Origin of the sequence: Sulfolobus islandicus Y.N.15.51 (assembly GCF_000022485.1) — an archaeon.
Classification (GTDB): domain Archaea; phylum Thermoproteota; class Thermoprotei_A; order Sulfolobales; family Sulfolobaceae; genus Saccharolobus; species Saccharolobus islandicus.
On sequence record NC_012623.1, the window covers coordinates 1841014 to 1866803 of the forward strand.

A 25790-nucleotide genomic window follows, 5' to 3' on the forward strand; every position below is an offset into this window, starting at 1 on the left:
TTAAATTACACCTTCTATCCTTAATTTTTCTATTTTATCTTTAGATAAACCAACTAGTTCACGATAAACTTCCTCATTATGATAACCTTTAAGTAAACCCGGCCATTTAACTATTCCAGGAGTTTCGCTCATCTTGAAAGGTGAGCCTGGCACTATTATTTTATTTCCGTTAAGTAAAAACTCTACAAACATATTTCTAGCCTTAACGTGAGGGTCTTCAAATTGCTCCTTTAATTCCCTAACGGGGGCTGCTGCACCACCACACTCTATTACAATTTTAACTATTTCATCCTTAGTTAAATTTTTGAAGTAATCTTGAACTATTTTATTTACTTCACCCCTATGGGCTACTCTATCCGCAACAGTCTTATATTTAGGATTATCAATTAAGTCTTCTCTTCCCATCCTTTTAGCTAAGTTCCTCCAAGCCTCGTCAGTGGGAATTATCACATATACGTAACCGTCCTTAGCCTCATATAAGTACTCTGGAGAGAACACTAAACTTGTTGGGCCAACCCTAGGATGATGACCTAAAAATATGTAAGTTAAGGACTGCATTGAAAGGGTTAAAGATACGTCATACATACTCATATCTATGAATTGGCCTCTTCCAGTTTTTCCCTATATAATAATGCTGCTAGAACTGCAATGACTGCGTAAGCTGCAGTAGTGAAATCCAGAATTGCCATGCCTGCTCTAGTAGGTCTATCTGGATATCCCGTAGAATCCATCATTCCACTTAATGCTTGAACTATGGGGTCAAAAGCTGGCAGATCCTTATATGGACTATTATAGCCATATCCAGTTGAAGATACAAGAATTATTTTAGGATTTACTTTCACTAAGTCATCATATCCTATTTTCAACTTCTCTAAAGTTCCAGGTCTAAAATTACTAATTACTATATCACTCTTCTTTACTAATTCTAAAAATAATTCCCTTCCTTTATCTGTTTTTAGATTTAATGTTATAAACTTTTTATTTACATTATAGTAAATTGAATGTAAGCTATCTCCATTAATGAAAGGTGGTGAATTTCGCATCGGATCTCCCCATGGAGGTTCAATTTTTATCACCTCCGCTCCTAATTCCGCTAACAATCTACCTATGTAAGGTCCGTTAAGATATATACCCAGCTCTAAAGCCCTAATGCCTTCAAGAGCCCCCTTTTGCATTAAATCACCTTATTAAGTATCCTCCATCTACTGCTATTAACGATCCTGTAATGAATGTAGCTAAATCTGAGGCTAGAAAGGCTATTACAGAGGCTACTTCTTCCGGCTTTCCCCACCTACCTAAAAGAACCACTTGTTTAATCCATTGTTCCCACTTTTCCTTTTCTGGACCCCTAGTTCTAACCCAATTAATTGGAGTATCAATTGGCCCTGGTATTACGGCATTAACGCGTATATTATATTTAGCTAAAACCCTAGCTAAGGATATGGTAATGGCGTGAACTCCACCTTTACTGGCAGCATAGCATAATAAATTATCCTCACCTCTCTCTGCTGTAACTGAACCCACGTTAATAATACTAGCATTTTGAGATTTTTTTAACAGTGGTAATGCAAACTTTGCTAAGAAAATTGTAGGAAAAAGATTAACTCTAATAACTCTTTCGCAATCCTCATATGTAAGCTCCTCAAAATACTTCCACTCTGCGATACCTGCATTATTAACTAAAACATCTAACTTACCGTATTTTTCACTAACGTAATCCACAACCTTCTTTAAATCCTCAATCTTTCCAACATCGCCGTGAAAATGTGTGAAATCTAATCCCTTACTTCTTAACTCACTCTCCAATCCCTTACCCCACTCATCATTCATATCAATCCCAACCACATTAGCATTGAGCTTAGCAAATAGTTCAACAGTAGACCTGCCAATACCAGAGGAAGAGCCAGTTACTAAGACAACTTTGCCCCTAAAATCCATCATACCAGATCACGTTCCTTTTATTAGTATATAAAAATTTATAATGTTCCTCATACTTGTAAGAGTTGTGTTTTAAATATCAATTAGAGAGTCCTATTACTTGTGAAAATATGGTAGATAAAAGTAGACGTAATTTTATCATAGGAATGGCTGGTTTAGGTGCTTTAGCTGCTGCAGGTTGGGGAGTAGCTGGCTGGTCACTTTCACGAGTAAGTGGAACTAAAGTAACTTCAGCTACACCTGCTTTTGGCCAAGGAGTTAAGATAATTTTTGTTGGGCATTGGGGATCAGAGAATGTGTTCGGGAATGTAGTAGAAAGAGGGTATGATGATGCATGCGCATTAACCGGAGCGAATTGCATAAAAATGTATAGGCCAAAAACCGATGCTGATCTACAAGAAATAATATCTAATTTACAAGTAGCTATTAATCAGACGCCAGATGTATTAATTACCACAGACATATATACGGCGGTTCAGCCTTATTTACATCAAGCATCGCAAGAAGGAATTATTGTAATATTAACTAACGTAAATGCTCCTACACAAGCAGACTTTGAATATACTGGTGCTATATCTTTTATAGGTCAAAATTTAGTTACTGCAGGATATACTCAAGCTCAAGCATTAAGTAAATATTTTCCATCTAATAGTCATGTTGTGATAATCGATGAAGGACCTGGGCAAGTGTGGGCACAACAAAGAAATCAAGGTATTGAGGAGTTTCTTAAACAATATGGTTGTACTTGGGATGTAATAGAGTCAAGCTTTGACTTATCTCAAGTTACCTCACAAATGACTGCATACTTAGAGGCTCACCCGGACACTAAAGCTATACTTAGTAATGGATATGGAGGAGCTGTAGCTATGGATGTATTTCCTAAATTAGGGATTCAACCTGGTCAGATACCTGTAGCCACATTTGATATAACTCCTCAAGTGTTAAATGCAATAATAGCTGGATATGTTACATTAACTACAGATCAACAACCATATTTACAAGGAGATTAGAAGAAATTAATGAAGTTTCGTCTACTAAATGAAATTTTTCTCATTATTTAATATTTTTTAATTTAATTGAAATTTATTATTTTTCCTTTTATATTTAAAATCAGCACAATTTATTTTATATTTTAGAATATCTCTTTATACAATTGAATATCATTTAAAATCGATAGCCACGTATGATAAAATTCTTTAATATATTTTAGAATATCTTATGAAAGATATTAATCTATTCTCATGATATGATAAAAAATAAATATTATTTAAGATAATTATAACAAAAGTTTTAAGAAATTTTATGGAAAATCTATAACACTCTTAAATGACAGCAATAAGAAGTTGTTTTCTCTGTTCATAAGCCATAACTCTCTGACTTAAACTCTAACTTCTTTATTATAGTTTTTAAAGATTTTTCATCTTCTAGTACTTTAAGTTCTCTCGATTATCTTTTAAGATAAGAAGGTATTAATACTTTTATTAAAATTATCGAATGCAAAAGCCAAGTCTGTATGAAAAGGGGCCAAGGGAAATACTCTTAGTTTAACTTTACTTATTATACCTAAGGTACCCTCAGATCCTATAAATAATCTGATTAAATCTGGAATCATAGAAGTTCTAATAGCTTTCCCAGATCCTCTCCTAGAATTTCTCTCAATACTAACAAAGGAGTCCAATCTCTCTTATATCTTTCAGATTCTCTAACTAGTAAATGAGGGAAATTCTTCTCAATTAAGGTAAGAAATTTCTCAGACATAAAGTAAGTTTAAAAATAAACTATAATAATTTTTCCATTATATATACTCTGTTAGTTAACTGAAAATTATACTAAAATTATAAGTTTTCTTAGATAGAGTATTACCTAGGAGGTAAGAAGTATATTAAAGAAGAACAAATAAAGGGTTTTTAAGGAAGTCTAGAAAGATAATAGGATTTCGAAGGAAATTAGATTTGCTAGAGAATTTGCAATTAGATTTCCCTCTCCTCATCGGATTGTAATACACGATAAGGATAGTAGTATGTTTATGCTTAATTTACCCTATAATATAGCCTTGATCAGAATTAGAGGGTATGATGAAGAATTAATTAACGCACAAGAGAGAATAACAAGGAAAATAGCTCAGAAGTATAGTTCAAGCGAAATTAAAAGAGATTTAGTAAAAGTTTGGAGAGATGTATTCGCTAGAAAATATGAAGAACAGTTAACTAAATTAATATCTTCAGGATTATGGAACGATACTTTAGATTTAGCTGGAAGTTGGAGCGTCTTAAGTGAAATATATGATAAATTGAAAAGTGAACTATTATCTATAGAAGGCGTTAATAATGTTTTGTCTAGAATAACTCATTTATATGCAAATGGGGCCTCATTATATAATGTAGTAATAATGAAACAAGATATTAAGGTGTTAGAAAAAGTGTGGGAAACTACTGCCAAGATCGCATAAATAGTGGGGGTACAATATCTCATCATCATGGTGTTGGATTATTAAAGAGAAAGTGGGTTAAAGATGAAGTTACTAAACAGTTAGAACTATTAAAGAATTTTAAGAAGTTACTTGATGATAAGAATCTACTAAATCCTGGAAAATTAATTTATTAGTAATAATTACTGATTAATTATAGAAAAATTTTTGTTGTAAAGAGAATTGATAAGTTTTAAAGAAAGAATTGAACTTTAAGACTGAAACTTACGTGTGTAGATTTATTTATATACTATAAATGGTAAAAACTAATTATGTTCTTGATGATTGCGATGTTAATTACAGAAGTTTTAGGAACTGAAACTAAAGGAAAGCCAGTAGAGCTTATTGAGAAAAAACAAAAATAAATTGGAACAAAAATTACTTTATTATTTTTTTCTGAATATCTTCTAGACTTAAGTTTTCTATATGTAAAATTGAGTATAAGGGTAAAATAACTCCTATGCCTATAATACCGAGTATTCCATACGTTGAAAATAATCTTAAGACATTATGACCTTCAAATAGTAATGGAGTGATAAATATACCTGCTGCGCTTGCTAATCTATCGCCTGCCATTACTATTCCACTAGTTGTTCCCCTTATTTTAGTCGGGAATAACTCTGATCCGAAATTCCTAACTACTGGTATTGCAGTAAATGCGCCATATGATATAATTGTAAAGAGAACCAATAGAAGTATAGGAGTATGATATATTAAAATAACCATGAAACTTGCTAAACTCTCTAGTATTCCTCCTAATATTAAAAAATTGATACGTTTTACTCTCTCTACTGACATAGCTACAATATACGTTGCAATAGTCTGTATTCCCAGGAAGAATGCAGAGTAAAGCAAGGTTCCAGATTTTGTTATACCTAATGCACTTAATATTGATGGATTTAATGTAGCTAATGCACCTGGAATTAGGTTAAAACAGAAAGCTGCAATTACTATTGGCACAATATACTTTAATAACCTCCCTATTGCTACTTTTTCTGATCTAGGTGATTTTTCAAATAAATATATTTGAGTTCTCGCGTGCTTTAATTCGTCTATGCTAAAGATTTTGCCGATTGCCTTTTTAGTTGCTTCATTAGCCTTATTGTATTTCTCTTTAAGTATAGCCCATCTTGGAGATTCTGGTAAAGTTGATCTTAACAATACTCCTATGAACGCTGGAATGGCTACGGAACCTAACATAATTCTCCATTCTAATGGTGTTGCACCAATTAAATTATAAAGTATATAACCTACTATATAAGCTAAAACACCACCTAAAGTAAAACTTACCCATAAATATGTCATTCCTCTTCCTCTATATATTCTTGGCATAAATTCTGCTACTAAAGTCATAGCAGCAGGATAATCGCCACCAGTGGCAATCCCTAAAAGAAATCTTATGATATACAATTCTACTGGTGACGTAACTAAAGCTGATAAGATTGCTAGAATACCAATTGAAAGTAAATCTAGCATGAAAGTTAGTTTTCTTCCTAAAAAATCTGTAACAATCCCTATGGAAAGAGCTCCGATTATAGCACCTATAAAGAAAATAGATCCCGCAAAAGCAAATTCAGATAAATTACCATGAAAAAGAAAAGGAATAATGCTAAATGTGGATGCACCTAAAGATAAGGTTGTGTAAAGATCAGTAAAAGCACCTAAAGATGTAATAATTACTAAAGTTCTATGGAAAGAACTGTAAGTAGCCTCGTTTAATGATTTAAATGGTTCAATATTGCTAATTGACGCTTCATCCGCCATTATATCACTAAATTATACAACTCATCTCAAGTTTAAAAATTTTCATGAACATCAGTAATTGACGTAGTAAAAGATAATTTTTTTAATTATCTAATATTATCGTATTTTAGTATTATAATTTATTAATTTCATATTACTTTAGAGGATGAATAATCTCTTTTATCGCAAAATTATGTTATATATTGAATCAATTTAGAAAAAGCTATTATTGGAATGAATAAGGGGTTAATCTAAAATTTATATGAGTGTGGAGATAGTGTCGTCATTGGCCTACAAATTCTGGAATTAATTTTCTCTCCCATAAGACTATTGCTAGAGAATACTTAATTATCTCCAAACTTCTACTTACAGTCTTTGTAGCCCTCTTGAACCTAACGAGCCTATCCCTCAATGAGGAGTGTAAACACTCATTAGGGTTAACAAACTTGACTACGGTATGATTCCTCAAGGAGAAGTATACATTATAATCATCACTCACCCACCTTCCACCCTCTGGAGCATATTGCAAAATTTCCTTGAAGGCCTTCTCACCCCTATCCCCAACCGAGAATAGAACGTAAAGGCCGAGGGAAGTATAAACGAAACAAGTAAAGACACACTTGCAAAAGGCCTTAATATTCTTAAACAAGTAAGTCCATATCTCATCAACAACCTTAGCAGCAACCTTACCCTCGACTAAATCCTTAACCTTACCCCACAACTCAACTAACTCCTCATACTTTTGCCTACCATAACGTTTAATCCAAGTGAAGACAGTACCCAAGTGCTTTGTGGGCTACTTCAGAATTATACAAAAATTTATAAATAATTATGTCGAGTATTACCCATGGGAAAGAGTAAGTACAAGAGGGATTGGCACAAGTACGACGAGAACGTTATAACGAGATATACCCTAATGTTCCCCTTCTACGTCTTCGAACACTGGTTTACTAGCAGAGGAGAATAGGCATGCCAAGAAAACCTACAAGGCACCAAAGGAGTTCAACGAATTCCTAGCACTCCTCCACATCTTCCTACCTTATATAGAAGGAGTATTGAGAGCACTAGAGAGACTGAAAATCATCAAGCCTAGACTACTCAACAATATGGGAAAGAGTAAGAAACATGAACATAAAATTCCCAGAGGCAAATGACCAACTTGAAGTAATAGCAGACGCAACGGGAATAAGCACAAACAAGGGAGGACAATACATTATCGCCAAGTGGGGTAAAACCAAGGACTCAAAATTCCTCAAAATCGAAATAGTAATTGATAAGGACCAATTCAACGTAATAAACGCTGAAGTAACCAGCAACGAAGTTGAGACTGCAGTTAAGACAGTTAAGGATTTACAAGATAAGGGAAAGAAGGTCAAGAAGTTTTATGGAGATAAAGCTTATGATGCTAATGAGGTTTACAAGACTGGGGTTGAGGTTGTTGTCCCACCTAGGAAGAACGCTTCTACTAGGCGTGGCCATCCTGCTAGGCTGTAAGGGAGTTCAAGAGGTTGGGTTATAATCGTTGGAGGGAGGATAAGGGTTATGGTGTTGGGTGGAGGATTGAGTCCTTGTTCTCTGCTGTGAAGCGTACTTTTGGGGAATCTGTTAGGGCTACAAGTTTTTTAGGACAAGTGGTTGAGGCTAAGCTCAAGTTCTGGGCTTATGCATGGATGGTCCACTTGGCTAATTCTTTAGTTGGTAGAGCTCCGGGTATTAGGGTGTGAGCTTGCGAATAACGTTGAAATAAATATTAATTACTGAAAAATTCTCAGTGTATCATATCATGCTTATGAAATAAATTGAAGAGATCAACAAAGCAGTACCCAAGGAAACATTTAAAACTCTAGAAATAGCCCTCATACTCGTACCATTAGCATACATCTTTAAAGCCTCCTCTCTAAGCTTCCTAGAATGATGATAATAACTAGCATCACCCAAAAAGTACTTACCACAATCCCTACACAAATACTTCTGCCTACCAGCAGACCTGCCAGACTTGACAACATGATGACTACCACAAGAGGGACAAGAAATGTCTTGCCTAATTACAGGCTTCCTATCCATAAGTAATACTCATAATACAAGTATAAATAGGTTAATGACAACACTATCCCCACACTGAATTTATATAGTAGTTTAATATATACCTTAGTTGTGAAATGTTAGATGAAAATAGTAGATATTAAAGCTATTCATGTAAATTTGCCTTTGAGAACAAATTACAAAAGTTGGACTGGTGAGCATAAAACACAACCTTCTATTGTTACAATTATAGATACCGATGAGGGTATTAGTGGTATTAGTTCAATAGAGCCAGATAGGCCAAATTATTCAGAGCAAAGTTGGCATGAGATATTGAGTACAATAAACATTGATATTAAAGAAATACTAATTGGAATGGATCCATTAGATCTGTCTAGAATAAACTCATTAATGGAAAAACTGTTATATGGAAGGTATATGAGTAAAGCAGCTATAGATATAGCTCTTAATGATCTAAAAGCTAAGTACTTAGGTGTACCATTATATAAGTTAATTGGTGGAGCAGCTATAGAAAAAATAGATATAATAGGTTGGATAGGGTTAGAGGGTGTTGAAGAAACTATTAAAGACTCTCTTTATTTTATAGAAAATGGATTCAAGACATTAAAAATAAAAATAGGTAAAAATGTTGAAGATGAAGTAAAAAGGATAAAAAATTTAAGAGACGCAATAGGATATAATGTTAAACTAAGATTGGATGCTAATCAAGCCCTAACTCCCAAATCTGCACTAAAGCTAGCTAAGGAAATTTATAGATACGAAATAGAATTGCTTGAACAACCAGTAAGTAGAGATGATATAGAAGGCATGAGATATGTAAATATTTATAGTGATATACCAGTATTGGCGGATGAGAGTGTCATAACTCCCCGAGATCTTATTTTAATAGCTGAAAAAAGAGCGGCATCTATTGTTAAATTGAAGGCTATGAGGAGTGGAGGAGTATCTAAAACGAAATTTATGTTTGAATTATGTGAAATGTTAAATATTGAATGTATTATTGGTCACGGTTTTTCAACGACATTAGGTGCTTTAGCTGAAGCACATATAGCGTTTACAATACCCTCAATTCAAAGAGCATGCGAGTTTGTAGGACCATTAAAGCTTATAAAAGATATATCAAAAAAGAGCATTGTTCAAATATTACAGAAAGGCTACATAACTGTTAATGAGATAAGTAAATTAGGAAATGGACTTGGAGTAAATAAAGATGAATTAATATTTGATGATGATACTTTATTTCTAAAGTAATTTTATATAAAATTTAGTTAAAAAATTTCTATATATTTAAATTCTCAGTTATAAAATTAACAGTAAAATTTATAAATTTGTTAATAATTTCATTCTTTCCTCTCCATGGATCAATAGCATATAAATAGCTCTCGACTTTCGTATCTAATTCTGCGTAGTCAAGCAGACCTGCCTCAATATATCTCTTTGCTTGTATAAAACTAACGATAGATATGCCAATACCTTCTATTACGGCATTTATAACAGATGATGAGTTATCAAGTTTATATACAATATTTAGATCATTTTCCGAAAATCCTTCCGATTCCAAAATTTTTCTAACCTCCGCTTGTATTCCAGAATTATACTTACGTCCTATATAAGGAAAATTAAGTATTTCTTTAACGCTAATTTTATTCTTTCTTAAGGAGCCTTTCTTACCTATCACTACTAGCTTGTTCTTAACTAGTCTTATTACTCTATAATTGGATAATGTACTTTTTACCTCATCAAAATTTATACTAGCTACAAAGCCTATATCTGCACTTCCATCTTCTAAGGACTTAAAGACATCCAAGGTACTAAGCACTTCAATATTGATTTTATATTCAGCATATTTGTCTTTAAAAGCTTTAGCGATTTGCGGTAAAAAATATATTCCAGCTACTTCACCTGACGCGATTTTAATTTCATAAGTCGTCTGCTCACCATATATTTTTAATTTTTCTATTATATTTTTAATTTTTCTAAATTCCTCTATAACTATTTCTCCATAATCAGTAAATTCTACTTTTCTTGTACCAAGAGATTTAACTATTTTTCTATTTAAAAAACTTTCAATATTTTTTACTCTATATTTTACAGTACCATCTGATATGTTCATTTCCTTTGATACTTGCTCTACACTTTTATATTTGTATAGCAGTAGTAGCGTCTCAATATCTTCTAACGAGATTGTCACTTTAATCTATTCGTGAGATGGCATTATAATATTTACGCTTCAAGTTGCTTTGTGGACTAGTTCAATTTTTATCAAAGCTAACGTTAAGCTTACTTTTAAATTAACGCTTGAATTTAAGAAAAATTGATGAGCTTAGTATTTAAGAAAATTGAACTAGTCCACAAAACAGCTTCAAGTTTAATTTAAACTATAATTCTTGCCAATAAAATAGATTTGTTTTAAAATCTTGTTAGAAGATATTTCAATAATCTTATATAAAGAAAATTTTTATATCAAAAACCAGAACATAGCTTTTTAAGTAAAATTTTTAACCGCTTAGATGTAAAAAGATATGGGCAAAGGAATGGATAAGTATGATATTATTGTAGTAGGTGGAGGAAATGCAGCACTTACAGCAGCGATTACGGCGGCAGAGAAAGGTAAAAGGGTTATATTATTAGAAAGGGCACCAAAAGAGTTTAGGGGTGGTAATTCTAAATTCACTCGAAGTATAAGGTATGTTCATGATACTCCAGATCAATATACTACTAAAGAATATACTGAAGAAAATTTCCTTAAAGATATAATAGAAATAACTGGTGGTCAGACAAATATAGAGTTAAGTAAATATATAGTTAAAAGATCAGCAGAGTTGCCTAAATGGATGGAAAAGCATAAAGTGAAGTTAAAGAGAGCTGTAAGAGGTGCCTTTCATTATTCTGGAACAAATGCATTCATTTTGGGTGGTGGAGGTCAGTTAATTAAAACTTATTATGAGTATGCGGAAAAAATAGGAGTAAAAGTTGTTCATAATGCTACAGTAAAGGATTTTATAGCAAAAGACGAAAAGATTGATGGAGTAGTAGCTGAAATTAATGGAAAAAGAGAAATAATCAATGGAGAAGCTATTATAGTTGCATCTGGAGGATTTGAAGCTAATTTAGAATGGCTTAAACAATATTTAGGTGATGCCGTAGACAACATTATAGTAAGAGGGGTAAAGTATAATGATGGGATTCCATTAAGAGCGCTGTATAAATTAGGAGCTGCTCCTCCAGATACTGTAAAAAATCCTAAAGATGCTCACTGGACAGCAGTAGATGCACGAGCTCCAAAATTTAATGGTGGATTTGTGACTAGAATAGATCTCATCCCTATAGGCATAGTGGTAAACAAAAAAGGAGAAAGAATTTATGATGAGGGGGAGGATTTATGGATAAAAAGGTACGTATTATGGGGAAGATTAATCCTTGAACAGCCTGATCAAATAGCGTATGTAATTATAGATTCTAGTATGTTAGGAGATAGTCTAATTCCAATGTATAGTCCAATTAAAGCAAATTCCATTAAAGATCTTAGTCATGCTCTTGGAGTAAATGAAGATAATTTAATTAATACTATTTCTCGCTTTAATCAAAGTATACCTAAGAATTGTCATTACAATTTATCTGAGCTCGATGATTGTGGGACAATTAATTTATATCCTCCTAAGTCTCATTGGGCGAAACCGCTTTTACATCCTCCTTTTTATGCATGGCCATTAAGACCTGGTATTACATTTACATATATGGGAGTTAAAATTGGATTAGATACGAGAGTAATCAAAACAAATGGAAAAGCATTTGATAATGTATTCGCAGCTGGAGAATTAACTGTTGGTAATATATTTGGGCGAGGATACTTAGGAGGGACGGGCCTAGTTATAGGTTCAATTACTGGAATAACAGCTGGAGAGGTGGCTTCAGAATATGTATGAGCAAAGTAATGAGAAATCAATTCTTTTAGATGAAGCAGTAAGGCAGTATACAATATGTAATGCGTGCAGACATTGTGAAGGTTTCTGTGCAGTATGGGATGTGATAAGCCTAAGAACTATTATTAAAGAAAAAGATGTTAAGTACTTTGCTTACTTATGTCATGATTGTAGAGATTGTTATTACGCATGTCCATATAGTATACCTCATGAATTCTCCTTAAATATTCCTAAAATAAATAGTAAAATAAGATTAGATATAAATAAAGAAATGAGTATCCCAAAGTTTTTAGGGAAAATATATGATAAATTGAATATAATTACTGTATCAATAAGTATTTTATCGTTTATTTTTATGATAACTATAATCGGATTACTTAGAGGCATAAATCTCTTAATTTCTCCTCAACCTTCATTTTATACCGTAATTCCCAGTATCTATATTCAAATAGGTGGTATAATATTAGGATTATATGCCTTAACTGTACTGATTTATCAAGGAATCGTCTATTGGTATGAAATAGGTGGAGATACTATTAACTTATTAAATCTCAAAAGTCATGTAATAACACTCTATCAAGAATTATCCCATAAATGGTTTAAAGGTGGTGGAGTTGGTTGTGATTATCCAAGTTACTCTGGAAGTTACTTAAGATTATTCTTTCACTCATTGCTTGTCAGTGGTTTCATTCTAGATTTTCTATCAACTGTAATTGCTGCATTTTATGAAAAAATATTGCACATAATGCCTCCGTATCCATTTGAATCTCCAGTAGTTATTTTGGGAATTTTAGGAGGTTTATTGCTATTATTATCATCTATAGGATTATTAACTTTAAAGAGAGTTTCAAATAAATCATTAATAGATGAAAATATGGTACAGATTGATAATTGGCTCATTTATTTATTAGCATTAATTTCCATTTCAGGATTTCTTTTGCTTATATTTAGAGATACGCCATTTATGGGAATTTTATTAATTTTACACTTAAGTATTACAATACCTTTATTTCTCTTGGCACCGTATAGTAAATTTAGTCACTTTATTTACAGATATTTTGCTACATTGAAATATAATCAGGAGAAAACTTATTTCTTAAAAAACAGAAGGTGACTTGAATGAAATTAAAGTTGAATGCTCTGACACAAGATATTTATTATGTGCCATTAAATCAGTTCGAATACAATCTTGATAATTTACCTTATGTCAGTAAAATTATCATAGAAAACGTAATTGCACATAACATAAATGATATCGACAATAAATTAGTTAATAATCTACTAAAGTGGGAAGTAGGAGAAGAAATACCATTATACCCTAATAGAATAGTTATGCAAGATTATACTGGAATTCCAGTCATTGCTGATCTCACAGCCTTAAGGGATGTTGCGAAAAATTTAGGGTTAGATGTCAAAAAGATATCACCAATGGTACAAGTAGACTTAATAATAGATCATTCTGTTCAAGTGGACTATTTCAAAAGAAATGATGCAATAAAATTGAACATGAGAAGAGAAATTGAAAGAAATTTAGAGAGATTTTCAATTATAAAATGGGCTCAAAATTCTATTAACAATTTACGAGTTATTCCTCCAGGCAATGGAATAATTCATGAAATAAATTTAGAATTTTTATCTGATATTGTAACTATTGATAAATTAAATGACTTAAAAATAGCGCATATGGATTTCGTTCTAGGTACGGATTCACACACTACTATGATTAACGGTATAGGGGTATTGGGATGGGGAGTAGGTGGAATAGAAGCTGAATTGGTTATGTTCAACGAACCTTATTACATAAAAATACCAGAAATTATTGGAATCAGATTAAATGGCAAGTTAAAACATGGTGTTACGCCAACTGATGTTGCACTATATATTACACAGCAACTAAGAAAGAGAAACTTAGTTGGAAAATTTGTAGAATTTTTTGGCGATGGACTAGTAAGTCTTTCTGCTTTTGATAGAGCTACGATTTCTAACATGGCCCCAGAATATGGTGTCACTGTAGCTTACTTTCCAATAGATAGTGTTACATTAAACTATTATAGTATAACGAATAGAAATGTAAAACTAATAATGGAATATCTGAGAGTTCAAAATTTATTATATTCAAATAATACATATCATAATAAATTAAAATATCAAGATGTAATAGATATAAACCTAGAAGATGTAGAACCTTCAATAGCTGGGCCTAGATATCCATACGAAAGAATAGAACTAAGTAAATCAAAGGAATTTATATATAATAATATTATAGGAAATAAAAAGAAGAAGGGTAAATATATAGAAGATGGTTCAATCACATTAGCAGCAATAACTAGCTGTACAAATACTGCGAATCCGTTATCTATAATTATTGCAGCTTTATTAGCTAAAAATGCAATAAAATATAATCTTAATATTCCTTGGTATGTTAAGACTAGTTTTGCACCTGGATCAAAAATAGTTGAAGAATATCTTAACGATCTTGGATTATTAGAATATCTGGATAAATTAGGTTTTAATATAGTTGCATTTGGATGTACAACGTGTATAGGAAATACTGGTCCCCTCTTAAAAGAAGTAGAAGAAGACATAAAAAATAATGGAATAATTACATTTGGAGTTATATCTGGAAATAGAAATTTTGAAGGAAGAATACATCCCTTATTAAATGGCGTATTCCTAGCTTCACCACCAATGGTTATTGCCTATGCTATAGCCGGAAGAATTGACATACAGCTAGATAGAGAACCTTTAGGATATGATAATTTAGGAAATGCTGTATATCTTAAAGATATATGGCCTACTAGTAATGAAATAAATGAAGCATTAAATAAGATATATAATAAATTTAATATTTATCATAACAAGATAGCAAAAATAATTATAAATAGTAATGATAATTGGAAAGAAGTGAAAAGTCCTTCAGGAGAAATATTTGATTGGTCTTTTACAAAGCAGTATATAAAGAGACCTCCATGGTTTGACGAGGAAAATAAACATACCTTAAATGACATAGTCGATGCAAGAGTACTAGGACTCTTTGGAGATGATGTAACTACTGATCATATTTCACCAGCTGGACCTATTCCAACGAATTCAACTATCTATAATTATATGATCTCACAAGGGATAAAACCAGAAGGTAATTTAGGTTCTTATAGGGCAAATCATGAAATTTATATAAGATCCGCGTTTTTACATCCTAAATTAAAGAATTATCTTAATAATAAAGAAGGTGGATTAACATTATATTTACCAGAAATGAAAGAAATGACGTTTTATGAAGCTTCGCAAGAATATGCGAAAAACAACATTCCATTAATAATTATAGCAGGAAAAAGATTTGGAATGGGCAGTTCTAGAGATACTGCAGCGAAAATTATACGTCTTCTTAACGTAAAAGCTGTTTTAGCTGAAAGTTTTGAGAGAATATTCAGAGAAAATCTAGTATTGATGGGTGTAGTTCCTATACTTATTCCTAATTGGAAATCTCTTAATATTAGTGGCGAAGAGAAATTTAGTATAAAAGGATTATCAGCTCAATTGAAACCAAAGCAAGATGTATTAATTGAGATAAAAACTGAGAAGTCTATAATTAATATTAAAGGAAAAATATCTATAGAAACTGAAAAAGAATTAAAATATTTAGCTTATGGAGGCGCTTATAACTACATTAAGGATAAAATTCTCTATCATAGACAGTAAATATAAAATATAATATAGTTTAGCATAACCTTTAAGTATTTTTAAAAATTATAATAGAGAATGGGAATTCAATGTTAAAAATTTTAGAAATTAAGACTAAATTAAAGCATTATGATTGTTGGAGTACTCTTTGTGAAGCATATTTATGTACAGGAAAAATACATTATGCGATTAAGATTAACAATAGCGAAATCTTGGAAATTGCTACTCTTAAATTTAGAGATATTGAGCTACTTAGGCATTTCATAAATATTTCTACCAAAAAGAATATTATAGATATATTATATTTTAAACGAAATTTTAATAATAATGTAGAAATTATGTATACCTTAAATTATGATGAAACAGTTAGAAGAGTATTTGAAATCTTTCATCCTATTTTAGAAGAAGTTATTCCAATGGACGGATTTGAATTTTGGACTTTATTTTTAATGATAAGAAGGAAAAGTGAATTATCTTCAATAGTAGCTACTTTAGTAGATTCATTAGAGGCTAAAAATATTAAAGTTCTTGATTTATATTACAATTTATACGAGTTAAATAGTATAATAGATCGTGTAGTAATGCCATTACTCACTGATCGTGAGAATGAGATATTATATAAAGCTTATACGAAGGGATTTTTTGAAACTCCCAGAAATATTACAGTAACTGAATTGGCAAACGAAATAGGAATAAGCAAGACCGCAGTTTTAAAAATTTTAAGAAATAGTATAAAAAAAACTTATAAAATCTTATTTTAGTAAAGTTGCTACATAGATCTTTTCCCCTTTTTATATATAAACTCTTCTATTTTTTTCTTCACATTATCATTAAATAAGTTTACAGCTAATTCTATCTCATATGATAATGAAGTTGACAATGGACTTTCTATCCCTTCATTAATAGCTCTTTTAGCTTTATATATTGCATCAACTGAAAATTTACAAATATTATTGGCTAATTTCTTAGCTTCTTCTAAAAGCAATTCTTTGTCTACTATTTTATTAATTATATTTAGTGATAACGCCTCTTCTGAGTAATAAATTTAGCTTCAAGTATAAGTTCTTTAGCCTTATTTCTTCCTACTATTCTAGCAAGTCTTTGGGTTCCCCCACTACCTGGTATTAGACCCAATGTAATCTCAGGGAATCCAAATAAAGCATCTTTAGTAGCAATTATTAAATCTCCGGCTAGTGCTAATTCAAATCCACCACCTAAACAATAGCCATTTACTGCACTTATTATTAATTTGTTCATATTTTCTATAAAATCGTATACCATCCTAGCAATTTTTAGAAATTCGGCAAAAGTTTGTTGAGTCATACTATAAAACTCATAAATATCAGCACCAGCACTAAATGCTCTCCCTTTTCCAGTAATAATTATTGCACAGATCTCCTTATTAATCTCAAGCTGCTGTAATATATTATATAATTCAAGATATAGCCTAGTGTTTAGGGCATTAAGTTTTTGCTCTCTATTTAAGCTTATAATCGCAATTGGCTTCTCTATACTTATATCTATCAAATTGCCATTACTTATAGGGCAACACCTCATATGCTTTGTGGGTTACTTCAGAATTATACAAAAATTTATAAATAATTATACCGAGTATTACTCATGGGAAAGAGTAAGTACAAGAGGGATTGGAGCAAGTACGACGAGAACGTTATAACGAGATATACCCTAATGTTCCCCTTCTACGTCTTCCAACACTGGTGGGAATTACTAGCAGAAGAGAATAGGAATGCCAAGAAAACCTACAAGGCGCCAAAGGAGTTCAACGACTTCCTAGCGTTCCTGCACTTGTTCCTACCTTATAGGGCCATAGAAGGAGTATTGAGAGCATTAGAAAGACTGAAAATCATCCCAACAAGCCTAGACTACTCAACAATATGGGAAAGAGTAAGAAACATGAACATAAAATTCCCAGAGGCAAATGACCAACTAGAAGTAATAGCAGACGCAACGGGAATAAGCACAACAAGGGGAGGACAATACATTATCGCAAAATGGGGAAAAACCAAGGACTCAAAATTCCTCAAGATCGAAATAGTAATGGATAAGGACCAATTCAACGTAATAAACGCTGAAGTAACCAGCAACGAGGTTCAGACTGCAGTTAAGACGGTTAAGGATTTACAAGATAAGGGAAAGAAGGTCAAGAAGTTTTATGGAGATAAAGCTTATGATGCTAATGAGGTTTACAAGACTGGGGTTGAGGTTGTTGTTCCACCTAGGGAGAACGCCTCCACTAGACGCGGTCATCCTGCTAGGAGAAAGGCTGTAAGGGAGTTCAAGAGGTTGGGTTATAATCGTTGGAGGGAGGAGAGGGGTTACGGTGTTAGGTGGAGGATTGAGTCCTTATTCTCTGCTGTGAAGCGTACTTTTGGGGAATCTGTTAGGGCTACAAGGCACTACATGCTGACGCCTCTAACAAACCTATGGGGATAACGAGTCTAGCGCGTCTCCCACGTCGAAGTCCTTGACATTAACTTCCTTACCCCTAGGAATCCTAAAACTCTTCTTGACAACTCCCTTGTAAACACCGTCCTTTATAACATGATAACAAATGCTTGCAAGCTTTCCGGCAAGAGCACAAGTAGCTTGAGTAACACTCTTCCCCCTAGCAATAAGCCTCTCATAATACCCTTTAAAAGGCTCAAGACCCCTAGCAACCTTGGCAACCAAGTAGAGAGCTCTACGCAAATACTTATTACCCCTAATCATACCGGAGTGAGACTCGCTATCACCACTCTGCTTAGTTTTGGGTGCAAAGCTTGCATAAGCCCTAGCAGCCTTAGAACTGGAAAAACGGGAAACATCACCGAACTCAGCGTAAATAGTTGCAGCACTAATCAAACCAATCCCGGGGATCTTACTCAACTCAATTACTGGTTTTGGAATCTTGGAAATTATCATATCCTCAACCTCCTTAATCATTTTCTCCAAGTTTTTTAACAGTTCAACTAATTGTTTTAACGCTAGTTTTTCCGCGTCGTTTAAGTTTCTCCCTAGTTTTTCTTTTAGTTCCTCCTTCTCTTCCTTGCTTAGTCCCTCCCCCTTTACTAGCTTTTCAAGTAGTTTTCTTCCCTTCTTGTCGAATGGTTGTATTTTATATCCCGCGAATTCTAATATTTTCCTTATCTCGTTCTTTACTTGTGTTGTCTTCTCTACTAAGCTTTCCCTATATCTCGTTAGTTCTCTTAGCTCCATTATTTCTCCTGTTGGTATGTATGATCCCTTGATTACTCCGGTCATGTGTGCTACTAGTAACCTTTGTGCGTCGAGTTTGTCTGTCTTTTTCCCTAGTATTTCTGTTAGGTGTAGTGGGTTTATTACTGTTACCTTGTATCCTTTTTCCGTTAGTTTTTCGTGTAGGTAGAAGTAATATATTCCAGTTGCCTCTATTATTCCTTCCTTATATTCTCCTAGGAATTTAATTAGTTCCTCTATTCCCTCGTTGTCGTGGTTGAATTCCTTTACCTCCTTGACGTATACTGCTGATTTTTCTTGTTCTACTACTAGTTCTCCCTTTGCTGCTGTTAGTTTGCTTTGTGAAATATCAATTGCGAAGGCCTTGTTTGTAACTTTTAATTCCATGCTTGTGTATTACGCGTTTCTCGAGATATTTTTTGTTCTCATAATACCTTGTTTTCTTTGCATAGTGTTAAGTGTTTCAGCCCCTAGAGTATTTTGTTACAACCTCCTACTCGGGGGTTTTTATCCCCTCTTGTTAGATCGTTCTAGGGGCTTCACAGCTAGCCTTGTAGATGGGGTTTTATCCCCATGTTTTCTATGAGCTTATGTTGTTTTTCTCCTTACTTGTTTATTTCCTTTTCTCTTGTAATACTTGGTTTTATTCGTTCTCTTGTTTTGCGTGGATTGCCCCGTAGGAGTTTTTTAGGACAAGTGGTTGAGGCTAAGCTCAAGTTCTGGGCTTATGCATGGATGGTCCACTTGGCTAATTCTTTAGTTGGTAGAGCTCCGGGTATTAGGGTGTGAGCTCGCGAATAACGTTGAAATAAATATTAATTACTGAAAAATTCTCAGTGTATCATATCATGCTTATGAAATAAATTGAAGAGATCAACAAAGCAACACCTCATATAATTCTTTAAATTACTTGTCTAGCAGTAATTTCTTCTAAAATACGACGACGAGTTTCAGGTACTCCAAACGTTAAAGCCAGTGTAACTAGAGCTACCATTATACCCGTTATATACACTCCAACTAATCCGTAAGTTTGTGCTATTACAACTCCTACATATGGTGCTAAAGCAGCTCCTGCTCTTGCTGCTGCGTAATTGACTCCAGTAGCAGTTGCTCTAATATCATTAGTATAAGTTTCTGGACCCCATTGATGCACTACATCAGCCCAAATAGTAACCATTCCGCTTATTATCGCGCCAGCTACAAGTAGGATAAACTTCGTCGGAATAGCTAAATATATACCAGCTGCAATTATCATTATGATAATACTATTATCATTGTACCTCTTCTTCCTATCTTTGTATCTATAGTAAATACGGGTGGTAAGGCTAAAGCGGCAGCACCTATGCCTGAAGCTAGACCATATTCTAACGAGTGAATAATTGTAAAACCTCGTGTAACTAAGATTGATGGCAAGGCTGTTATAAAGAAATACCATCCAAAAAAGGATAAGAAATAAATGGGCAACCAGAAAGCTGTCAATTTTCCGTTTCTTCCTTTAAATACTTCCTTTACACTTAGTTGTGAAGTAAAGGGTTGCAATGAGAGTATTAGAGGAGAAGGTAATTTTTTATGGATATCCGATTCTACATGTTTCTCTATGCTAGTCATAACTGCTTTAGCTTCGTCATATTTTCCTCTTACAGCTAACCACCTAGGTGATTCAGGTAATATAGTTCTAGCTGCCCATAAAGGAATAGCGGTTATTCCACCTATAATAAACATATATCTCCAAGCTTGCGGTGATAGGGGTATTATAATTAAACCTAGTGCAAATATAACTGGAACATACCATTCAAATATTGCAAAAACAACTTGAAAATATTTTCCTCTCATCTTACTGGGTAATATCTCATTTAAATATGAATCTAAAGTGGTATCTCTATGCCTAAAAAAATTCCCGTTAATAATCTTAATATGAACATTATTATATAATTAGGTGAAGCAGCTGTAATAAGCGATAAACTTCCCCAACCTATTAATGTTATCATAAACATTCTTTTCCTTCCATACTTATCCGCTAAGTATCCTCCAATTGCAGCACCTATCAGCATACCTAATAATGTTATGGTTATTAGTAATGCACCTGCAGCAGTAGATACATGGAATGTTTTAGCAGCGGCTGGTGCAACTGCTCCCATCATGGATACTTCAAAGAAATCGAAGAAATATCCGAATGCTGCTATTAAGAAAACCATCCATATGTATTTAGTAATTGGTAGCCTCTCAATTCTTGCTACGATTTCTTGAAGTACCTTCTCTTTTTCGTTCTCAGTCATATTTCTTCTAGAAGGATTTTAATTTACTAATAATATAAGATATTACGTCAACATATGTACTAACGTATTCGTATAAATAATTCTTATTCTAATTATAAACTTAGGACTTTTCAGTTCACATGTAAACTAATGTATTGATAATCTATTATAAGAAAGCCGATTTTGGTGATAAAAATAAAGTTTTATGAGGATATAAACGTAAATGAACAATTTGTAACTCCTGCTAGAACAATAACAGAAGCCGACGTAGTACTATTCGCAGCTATTACTGGCGATTATAACTCTATTCATACAGATGAGGTTTATAGTAAAAAATTTAGTATATATGGAAGGAGAGTTGTGCATGGCCTATTTGTACTCTCTATTGCTGAAGGACTTTTTCAACGATTAGGATGGTTTGAGGGAGTACCAGCAGTTTCCATAGGTTATGAGGATGTAAGGTTTATTAAGTCAGTATTTATTGGTGATACGATACATTTTGTAGGTGAGGTAATCGATAAAAGGATAAGTAAGAAAAGAGAAAAATGGGGTATAGTCAAAATAAAAATGGAAGGAAAGAATGTAAATGATAATACTACAGTAATCTCTTTCATCCACGCTTATTTAGTCCCCTTAAAAAATGGAGAGATGAAAAGTAATGAAAAAGCTTAAATCAGACGCTGAATTATTCCTTAAATCAATTTACGGTGAGAGAGCAGAAGAATATTTAATAATTATTAATAATATGATAAATTACGTTAAAGAAAGAATATTGAATAAGAGAAATGAATTTGATAGTAACTCTCCCATTTCTAAAGATTATATATATGATACTCTTAAATTTGGTTTCAATTCAATACCCTATAATAAAGAATATGGAGGATATGAATTACCATACATTATATACATAATAGGCATGGAAGTTTTAGCCTATGGCTCACCAGCATTAGCTAATATACTCTGGGCCTCAAATTCAGTAATTGATGGTTTACATTACTTTGGATCAAACTTACAGAAGGAACAGTATCTTAAACCCCTATTAAAGGGAGATAAGATAGCAGCAATAGCAATGACAGAACCTACTGGTGGTTCTCTAATAGAATATATAAAAACTAAAGCCGAGAAAAAAGGAGATCAATATATTATATCTGGCAAAAAAGTATTTATTACAAATGCCCCAATAGCAGATATATTTTTAGTCTTCGCAAATACAAGCAATGGAATTACTGCGTTTATAATACCTAGTAATGTCGAAGGATTAAAAATAGGTAAGCCTATTCATAAATTAGGATTACGTGGTGCGGTATTTTCAGAAGTTAGTCTTGATAATGTTATTGTTTCCATAGAGAATAGATTAGGTGAAGAAGGAGAAGGCATCAACATAGCTAGACATATTTTCATAGGCGGAAGAATTATCGCTGCAGCAATAGCATTAGGCATAGGTGATGCGGTATTAGATCAAGTATACCAATACGTTATTTCTAGGGAATTAGGTAATCACAAACTAATTGATTTTCAGATATTAAAGGAAAAAATTGCAAATTTTGAAACAATATTACATATGGGAAAAATTTATACATATTATGTAGCATACTTAATGGATAAGATGCCTAGACAAGAGTTAAATGAATTAGCTTCTATAAGTAAATTATTTACTACTGAAGGTGTACTTAATATAGCGAATGAAGCTATCTCTATATTTGGTGGATATGGATATACTGATAATCTAAATATACATATGTATTGGAGAGATGTAAAAGGACTAACTATTACTGAAGGAACTTCAGATATTCAACGCTTAATAATTCAACATGAGCTAAAAAAGAGGATGTAAAATGAAATTTAGAGATGCTCTAGAAGAATTAAAATTAAATATTATCAATTTAGCATATGAATATAAGGAAAAAAGCGAGTTTCCAATATATTTAGATGAGAAAAGTGGAGCTTGGAAAACATCAAATGGCCGACATTGGATGGAGGGATTTCTAATTGGCACTTTATGGAATTTATATGATTTCTTTAGGGACGAAAAAATAAAGGAATTGGCAGTAGAGTATACTTTAAAGTTACTTAAAATAGAAGCTCCTATTACGCATGATATAGGCTTTAGGATTTATTATTCTGCTGTAAAAGGTTGGGAGAATATGTATTCAAATCAGCTAAAGAAAAATATAGTAACTTATGCTAATATCTTAGCATCAATTTTTAGAGAAGATCTAGGATTTATTCCAGTAGGCGAGGATTTTGTAACATATTTTCCTGGAGAAGATAAAAAAATTGCAAAAAGCGAATTAATAATTGATACTATGATGGCTTCCTTACCCTTTTTAGCCTGGGTATCATCAAATTTTGACATGAACTATAAAAACATTATAATCTTACACGCACATAAAACGTTTGATCTATTAGTAAGAAATGATGGAAGCACGTATCAAGCGGCATACATAAATGATAATTTAGAAATATTTAAGCATACCCATCAAGGTTATAGTAATGAAAGTTGCTGGGCTAGAGGCCAAACATGGGGAATTTACGGCTATATAATACTTTATTCATATCTAAAAAATGAAATCTTTTTGAAAATTGCCAGAAAATTAGCGTTATTCTTCATGAAAAATATTCCAGGAGATAAAATTATGTATTATGATTTTCAAGATACTACAGAAAAGGATTCGTCAGTAAATGTGATAGGAGCTTCTTCATTAATTAATTTATATAGAGAGACATACGAGGTTGATTATCTAAGGACTGCAGTAACACTAGTAAGAGCAGTTATTAATAATAGAGAATATTTTAGAGAAGGTGGGTTAAAACACACTAGATATAGGAAAGATGAAGGAAAGGACTCAGAGACAGTGTTTGGAGACTACTACCTAAGCGAAGCGCTGATTAATTTAATAAAAATGGGGATAGAAGAATGAAAGGGGTATTAGAGGGAATAAGAGTACTAGAATTGTCATTTGCACTAAACGGACCTATTGCTGGAAGAATTTTAGCTGAATTGGGAGCTGAAGTAATAAAAATTGAACCACCATGGGGTTCCGCAAGAGATTTCGCTCCTATAGTAAATGGTGAGTCTATAAATTTCATATTTATTAACGCGAATAAAAAATTTATTACACTAAATCTTAAAACAAAAGAAGGTGTAGAAATATTTAAGAAACTTGTAAAAGTTAGCGACGTTGTTTTAACTAACTATAGACCTGGAGTACTAGATAAATTAGGTATTGGCTACGAAGATCTTAAAAAAATAAAAAACGATATAATCTTCGTGAGTAGCTCAGGTTTTGGATATAACAATCCTTATTCAAGTCTTCCTGCCTACGATTACATAATTCAAGCAATGGTGGGAATGTATGGTGTCACAGGTTTAGAAGATCTTCCAATTAAAACTGGGCCTGCAATTTTAGATGTTCTATCAGGAACATTTGCAGCGCTAGCCACTTTAGCAGCAATATATTATAAATCATTAACTGGAAAGGGACAATTCGTAGATATTGCAATGTTTGATGTAGGACTTTACGCAATGATCGAAAATATAGCTGGCGTAATGTTTGAAGGCAAAGGTTCAAGATTCGATAAAAGGTTAGGAAATAGACATCCAGTTACAGCACCTTATGCACTATATAAGACAAAAGATGGATATGTATTTATTGCTACAGCAAGTGATGAACAGTTTCATAAGTTATGTAAAGCGATGAAAATGTAACACTTAATTAACGATAAGAGGTTTCTAACTAATGACGATAGGGTTAAACATGTAGAAGAGTTAGATGCTATTATTAACGAATGGACCTCTAGCAAATCTAGCAAAGAGGTGGTGAATATCTTAAGGGGATATGATATTGCAGTAGCAGAAATTAAGCAACCTTCACATGTACTTAAAGAACCTCTAATATCCATTAGAAATATGCTTGTAGATGTTACACATCCTAAATTAGGCAATATAAAAATTTTAGGCAGCCCATTAAAATTAAGCGAGACACCAGGAATAGTTAAAGAACCAGGATATCCTATTGGCTACCATAACACTGAGATATATAAAAAACTTTTGAATATGTCAGAAAGGGAAATAGAAGAATTAAAACTTAAAGGAATTATTTAATTTATAAATTATAAAAACAAAATACTAAAATCTAAACCTAATTATAAAGCTTACAAGATATAATCAATAATTTTATTTACTTATTTTAAATTTTTAGAAGATGAATGCTATCTTACCGTAGTTTTGACTATCAGCTATTTTAAATGCCTCCTTATGTTCTTCTAATGGGAATTTATGTGTCACTATAGGTTTTAATGAAATCTTATGTGTTGTTATAAAATCAATTAAGTCATACATATTATACATATTTCCTACTAATACTGATTGCAATTGTAATGACTTTTCAATTATAGATAAGATATTTAACGTAGCATTATGAAGAGAATTACCTATTCCTACAAGGCCAATCTTACCTTTTCCTCGCACAATTTTAATTAAGGTCCCTATTGCTTCTGCACTTCCAGAAGAGCTAAAGGAGG

23 protein-coding genes and 6 pseudogenes are annotated in these 25790 nt (G+C 32.6%); 15 read left to right on the forward strand and 14 right to left on the reverse strand.

All coding sequences use genetic code 11. The features are described from left to right. Together YN1551_RS18105 and YN1551_RS10100 are read right to left on the reverse strand one after the other, a co-directional pair. Positions 1 to 1175 (reverse strand): annotated as a pseudogene (locus YN1551_RS18105) (CaiB/BaiF CoA transferase family protein). 4 nt (positions 1176 to 1179) lie between these two features. Next, positions 1180 to 1941: an SDR family NAD(P)-dependent oxidoreductase gene (locus tag YN1551_RS10100; protein WP_012717711.1), complete on the reverse strand. Its 762-nt coding sequence runs from the start codon at positions 1939 to 1941 to the stop codon at positions 1180 to 1182. Positions 1942 to 2048: 107 nt separating this feature from the next. Between YN1551_RS10100 and YN1551_RS10105 the strand changes: the two genes are divergently transcribed. Continuing rightward, positions 2049 to 2948, forward strand: a complete 900-nt coding sequence (locus tag YN1551_RS10105; RefSeq protein WP_012717712.1) for a substrate-binding domain-containing protein — start codon at positions 2049 to 2051, stop codon at positions 2946 to 2948. Between the two features lie 598 nt (positions 2949 to 3546). Here the strand turns inward: YN1551_RS10105 and YN1551_RS17545 are convergent. Then, entirely contained in the window at positions 3547 to 3696 is a 150-nt protein-coding gene (locus tag YN1551_RS17545) for a hypothetical protein (RefSeq protein ID WP_238527816.1), read from the reverse strand. A gap of 262 nt (positions 3697 to 3958) precedes the next feature. On the opposite strand from YN1551_RS17545, the gene YN1551_RS17550 reads away from it, so the two are divergent. Together YN1551_RS17550 and YN1551_RS17555 are read left to right on the forward strand one after the other, a co-directional pair. Then, on the forward strand, positions 3959 to 4387 hold the full coding sequence (locus YN1551_RS17550) for an alkyldihydroxyacetonephosphate synthase (protein ID WP_012717714.1): 429 nt from the start codon (positions 3959 to 3961) through the stop codon (positions 4385 to 4387). After that, on the forward strand, positions 4360 to 4542 hold the full coding sequence (locus YN1551_RS17555; RefSeq protein ID WP_238527817.1) for an FAD-linked oxidase C-terminal domain-containing protein: 183 nt from the start codon (positions 4360 to 4362) through the stop codon (positions 4540 to 4542). The genes YN1551_RS17550 and YN1551_RS17555 overlap by 28 nt, the downstream gene beginning before the upstream one ends. A 241-nt stretch (positions 4543 to 4783) precedes the next feature. Here YN1551_RS17555 and YN1551_RS10115 read toward each other — a convergent pair whose 3' ends face one another. Together YN1551_RS10115 and YN1551_RS10120 are read right to left on the reverse strand one after the other, a co-directional pair. Next, entirely contained in the window at positions 4784 to 6169 is a 1386-nt protein-coding gene (locus tag YN1551_RS10115; protein ID WP_012717715.1) for an MFS transporter, read from the reverse strand. 262 nt (positions 6170 to 6431) lie between these two features. After that, positions 6432 to 6932 (reverse strand): annotated as a pseudogene (locus YN1551_RS10120) (IS1 family transposase); the annotation flags it as partial. 63 nt (positions 6933 to 6995) lie between these two features. On the opposite strand from YN1551_RS10120, the pseudogene YN1551_RS16000 reads away from it, so the two are divergent. After that, positions 6996 to 7872 (forward strand): annotated as a pseudogene (locus tag YN1551_RS16000) (IS5 family transposase). 94 nt (positions 7873 to 7966) lie between these two features. Here the strand turns inward: YN1551_RS16000 and YN1551_RS10140 are convergent. Further along, a pseudogene (locus YN1551_RS10140) lies at positions 7967 to 8212 on the reverse strand (IS1/IS1595 family N-terminal zinc-binding domain-containing protein); the annotation flags it as partial. Positions 8213 to 8314: 102 nt separating this feature from the next. On the opposite strand from YN1551_RS10140, the gene YN1551_RS10145 reads away from it, so the two are divergent. After that, positions 8315 to 9442 carry a mandelate racemase/muconate lactonizing enzyme family protein gene (locus YN1551_RS10145; protein ID WP_012717716.1) on the forward strand — a complete coding sequence of 376 codons (1128 nt, stop codon included), beginning with the start codon at positions 8315 to 8317 and terminating at the stop codon, positions 9440 to 9442. Positions 9443 to 9470: 28 nt separating this feature from the next. Here YN1551_RS10145 and YN1551_RS10150 read toward each other — a convergent pair whose 3' ends face one another. Beyond that, positions 9471 to 10382, reverse strand: a complete 912-nt coding sequence (locus YN1551_RS10150) for a LysR substrate-binding domain-containing protein (protein ID WP_012717717.1) — start codon at positions 10380 to 10382, stop codon at positions 9471 to 9473. Between the two features lie 331 nt (positions 10383 to 10713). On the opposite strand from YN1551_RS10150, the gene tcuA reads away from it, so the two are divergent. The 4 genes from tcuA to YN1551_RS10170 all read left to right on the forward strand — a co-directional run bounded on the left by tcuA (position 10714) and on the right by YN1551_RS10170 (position 16556). Continuing rightward, entirely contained in the window at positions 10714 to 12117 is a 1404-nt protein-coding gene (gene tcuA / locus YN1551_RS10155) for an FAD-dependent tricarballylate dehydrogenase TcuA (RefSeq protein ID WP_012717718.1), read from the forward strand. Next, entirely contained in the window at positions 12110 to 13228 is a 1119-nt protein-coding gene (locus YN1551_RS10160) for a damage-inducible protein CinA (protein WP_012717719.1), read from the forward strand. Before tcuA ends, YN1551_RS10160 begins: the two co-directional genes overlap by 8 nt. 5 nt (positions 13229 to 13233) lie before the next feature. Then, positions 13234 to 15813 (forward strand): aconitate hydratase AcnA, encoded by a 2580-nt coding sequence (acnA, locus tag YN1551_RS10165; RefSeq protein ID WP_012717720.1) that lies wholly within the window; start codon positions 13234 to 13236, stop codon positions 15811 to 15813. Between the two features lie 71 nt (positions 15814 to 15884). Next, complete coding sequence (locus YN1551_RS10170; protein ID WP_012717721.1) at positions 15885 to 16556, forward strand: helix-turn-helix domain-containing protein; 672 nt, start codon at positions 15885 to 15887, stop codon at positions 16554 to 16556. Positions 16557 to 16564: 8 nt separating this feature from the next. Here YN1551_RS10170 and YN1551_RS17890 read toward each other — a convergent pair whose 3' ends face one another. Continuing rightward, positions 16565 to 16780 carry a Clp protease/crotonase-like domain-containing protein gene (locus tag YN1551_RS17890; RefSeq protein WP_012717722.1) on the reverse strand — a complete coding sequence of 72 codons (216 nt, stop codon included), beginning with the start codon at positions 16778 to 16780 and terminating at the stop codon, positions 16565 to 16567. Between the two features lie 29 nt (positions 16781 to 16809). Then, entirely contained in the window at positions 16810 to 17352 is a 543-nt protein-coding gene (locus YN1551_RS10175) for an enoyl-CoA hydratase/isomerase family protein (RefSeq protein ID WP_012717723.1), read from the reverse strand. A gap of 63 nt (positions 17353 to 17415) precedes the next feature. On the opposite strand from YN1551_RS10175, the gene YN1551_RS10180 reads away from it, so the two are divergent. Further along, positions 17416 to 18249, forward strand: a complete 834-nt coding sequence (locus tag YN1551_RS10180) for an IS5 family transposase (protein WP_048052336.1) — start codon at positions 17416 to 17418, stop codon at positions 18247 to 18249. Here the strand turns inward: YN1551_RS10180 and YN1551_RS10185 are convergent. Beyond that, positions 18238 to 19398: an IS110 family RNA-guided transposase gene (locus tag YN1551_RS10185; RefSeq protein WP_012715521.1), complete on the reverse strand. Its 1161-nt coding sequence runs from the start codon at positions 19396 to 19398 to the stop codon at positions 18238 to 18240. The two genes, YN1551_RS10180 and YN1551_RS10185, sit on opposite strands and share 12 nt — an antisense overlap. Positions 19399 to 19692: 294 nt before the next feature. On the opposite strand from YN1551_RS10185, the pseudogene YN1551_RS16645 reads away from it, so the two are divergent. After that, positions 19693 to 19800 (forward strand): annotated as a pseudogene (locus YN1551_RS16645) (IS5/IS1182 family transposase); the annotation flags it as partial. A 112-nt stretch (positions 19801 to 19912) separates the two neighbouring features. Here YN1551_RS16645 and YN1551_RS17560 read toward each other — a convergent pair. From YN1551_RS17560 to YN1551_RS17895, 3 genes are read right to left on the reverse strand one after another with little or no spacing between them, the layout of a single operon-like run. Beyond that, positions 19913 to 20266, reverse strand: a complete 354-nt coding sequence (locus tag YN1551_RS17560) for an MFS transporter (protein WP_238527818.1) — start codon at positions 20264 to 20266, stop codon at positions 19913 to 19915. Continuing rightward, on the reverse strand, positions 20266 to 20844 hold the full coding sequence (locus YN1551_RS17565) for an MFS transporter (RefSeq protein ID WP_274379002.1): 579 nt from the start codon (positions 20842 to 20844) through the stop codon (positions 20266 to 20268). Before YN1551_RS17565 ends, YN1551_RS17560 begins: the two co-directional genes overlap by 1 nt. Before the next feature lie 32 nt (positions 20845 to 20876). Further along, on the reverse strand, positions 20877 to 21287 hold the full coding sequence (locus YN1551_RS17895; protein ID WP_274379003.1) for an MFS transporter: 411 nt from the start codon (positions 21285 to 21287) through the stop codon (positions 20877 to 20879). Between the two features lie 165 nt (positions 21288 to 21452). On the opposite strand from YN1551_RS17895, the gene YN1551_RS10200 reads away from it, so the two are divergent. The 4 genes and pseudogenes from YN1551_RS10200 (at position 21453) to YN1551_RS10215 (ending at position 25371) form a co-directional block, all read left to right on the forward strand. Further along, positions 21453 to 21938, forward strand: coding sequence for a MaoC family dehydratase (locus YN1551_RS10200; RefSeq protein WP_012717724.1), 486 nt, complete (start codon positions 21453 to 21455; stop codon positions 21936 to 21938). Continuing rightward, entirely contained in the window at positions 21925 to 23100 is a 1176-nt protein-coding gene (locus YN1551_RS10205) for an acyl-CoA dehydrogenase family protein (RefSeq protein WP_012717725.1), read from the forward strand. The genes YN1551_RS10200 and YN1551_RS10205 overlap by 14 nt, the downstream gene beginning before the upstream one ends. A gap of 1 nt (position 23101) precedes the next feature. Next, positions 23102 to 24187 carry a glycoside hydrolase family 88 protein gene (locus YN1551_RS10210; RefSeq protein WP_012717726.1) on the forward strand — a complete coding sequence of 362 codons (1086 nt, stop codon included), beginning with the start codon at positions 23102 to 23104 and terminating at the stop codon, positions 24185 to 24187. Further along, positions 24184 to 25371 (forward strand): annotated as a pseudogene (locus YN1551_RS10215) (CaiB/BaiF CoA transferase family protein). Before YN1551_RS10210 ends, YN1551_RS10215 begins: the two are co-directional and overlap by 4 nt. A 93-nt stretch (positions 25372 to 25464) precedes the next feature. Here the strand turns inward: YN1551_RS10215 and YN1551_RS10220 are convergent. Next, positions 25465 to 25737, reverse strand: a complete 273-nt coding sequence (locus YN1551_RS10220; protein WP_048052337.1) for an MDR/zinc-dependent alcohol dehydrogenase-like family protein — start codon at positions 25735 to 25737, stop codon at positions 25465 to 25467. Positions 25738 to 25790 lie beyond the last annotated feature (53 nt).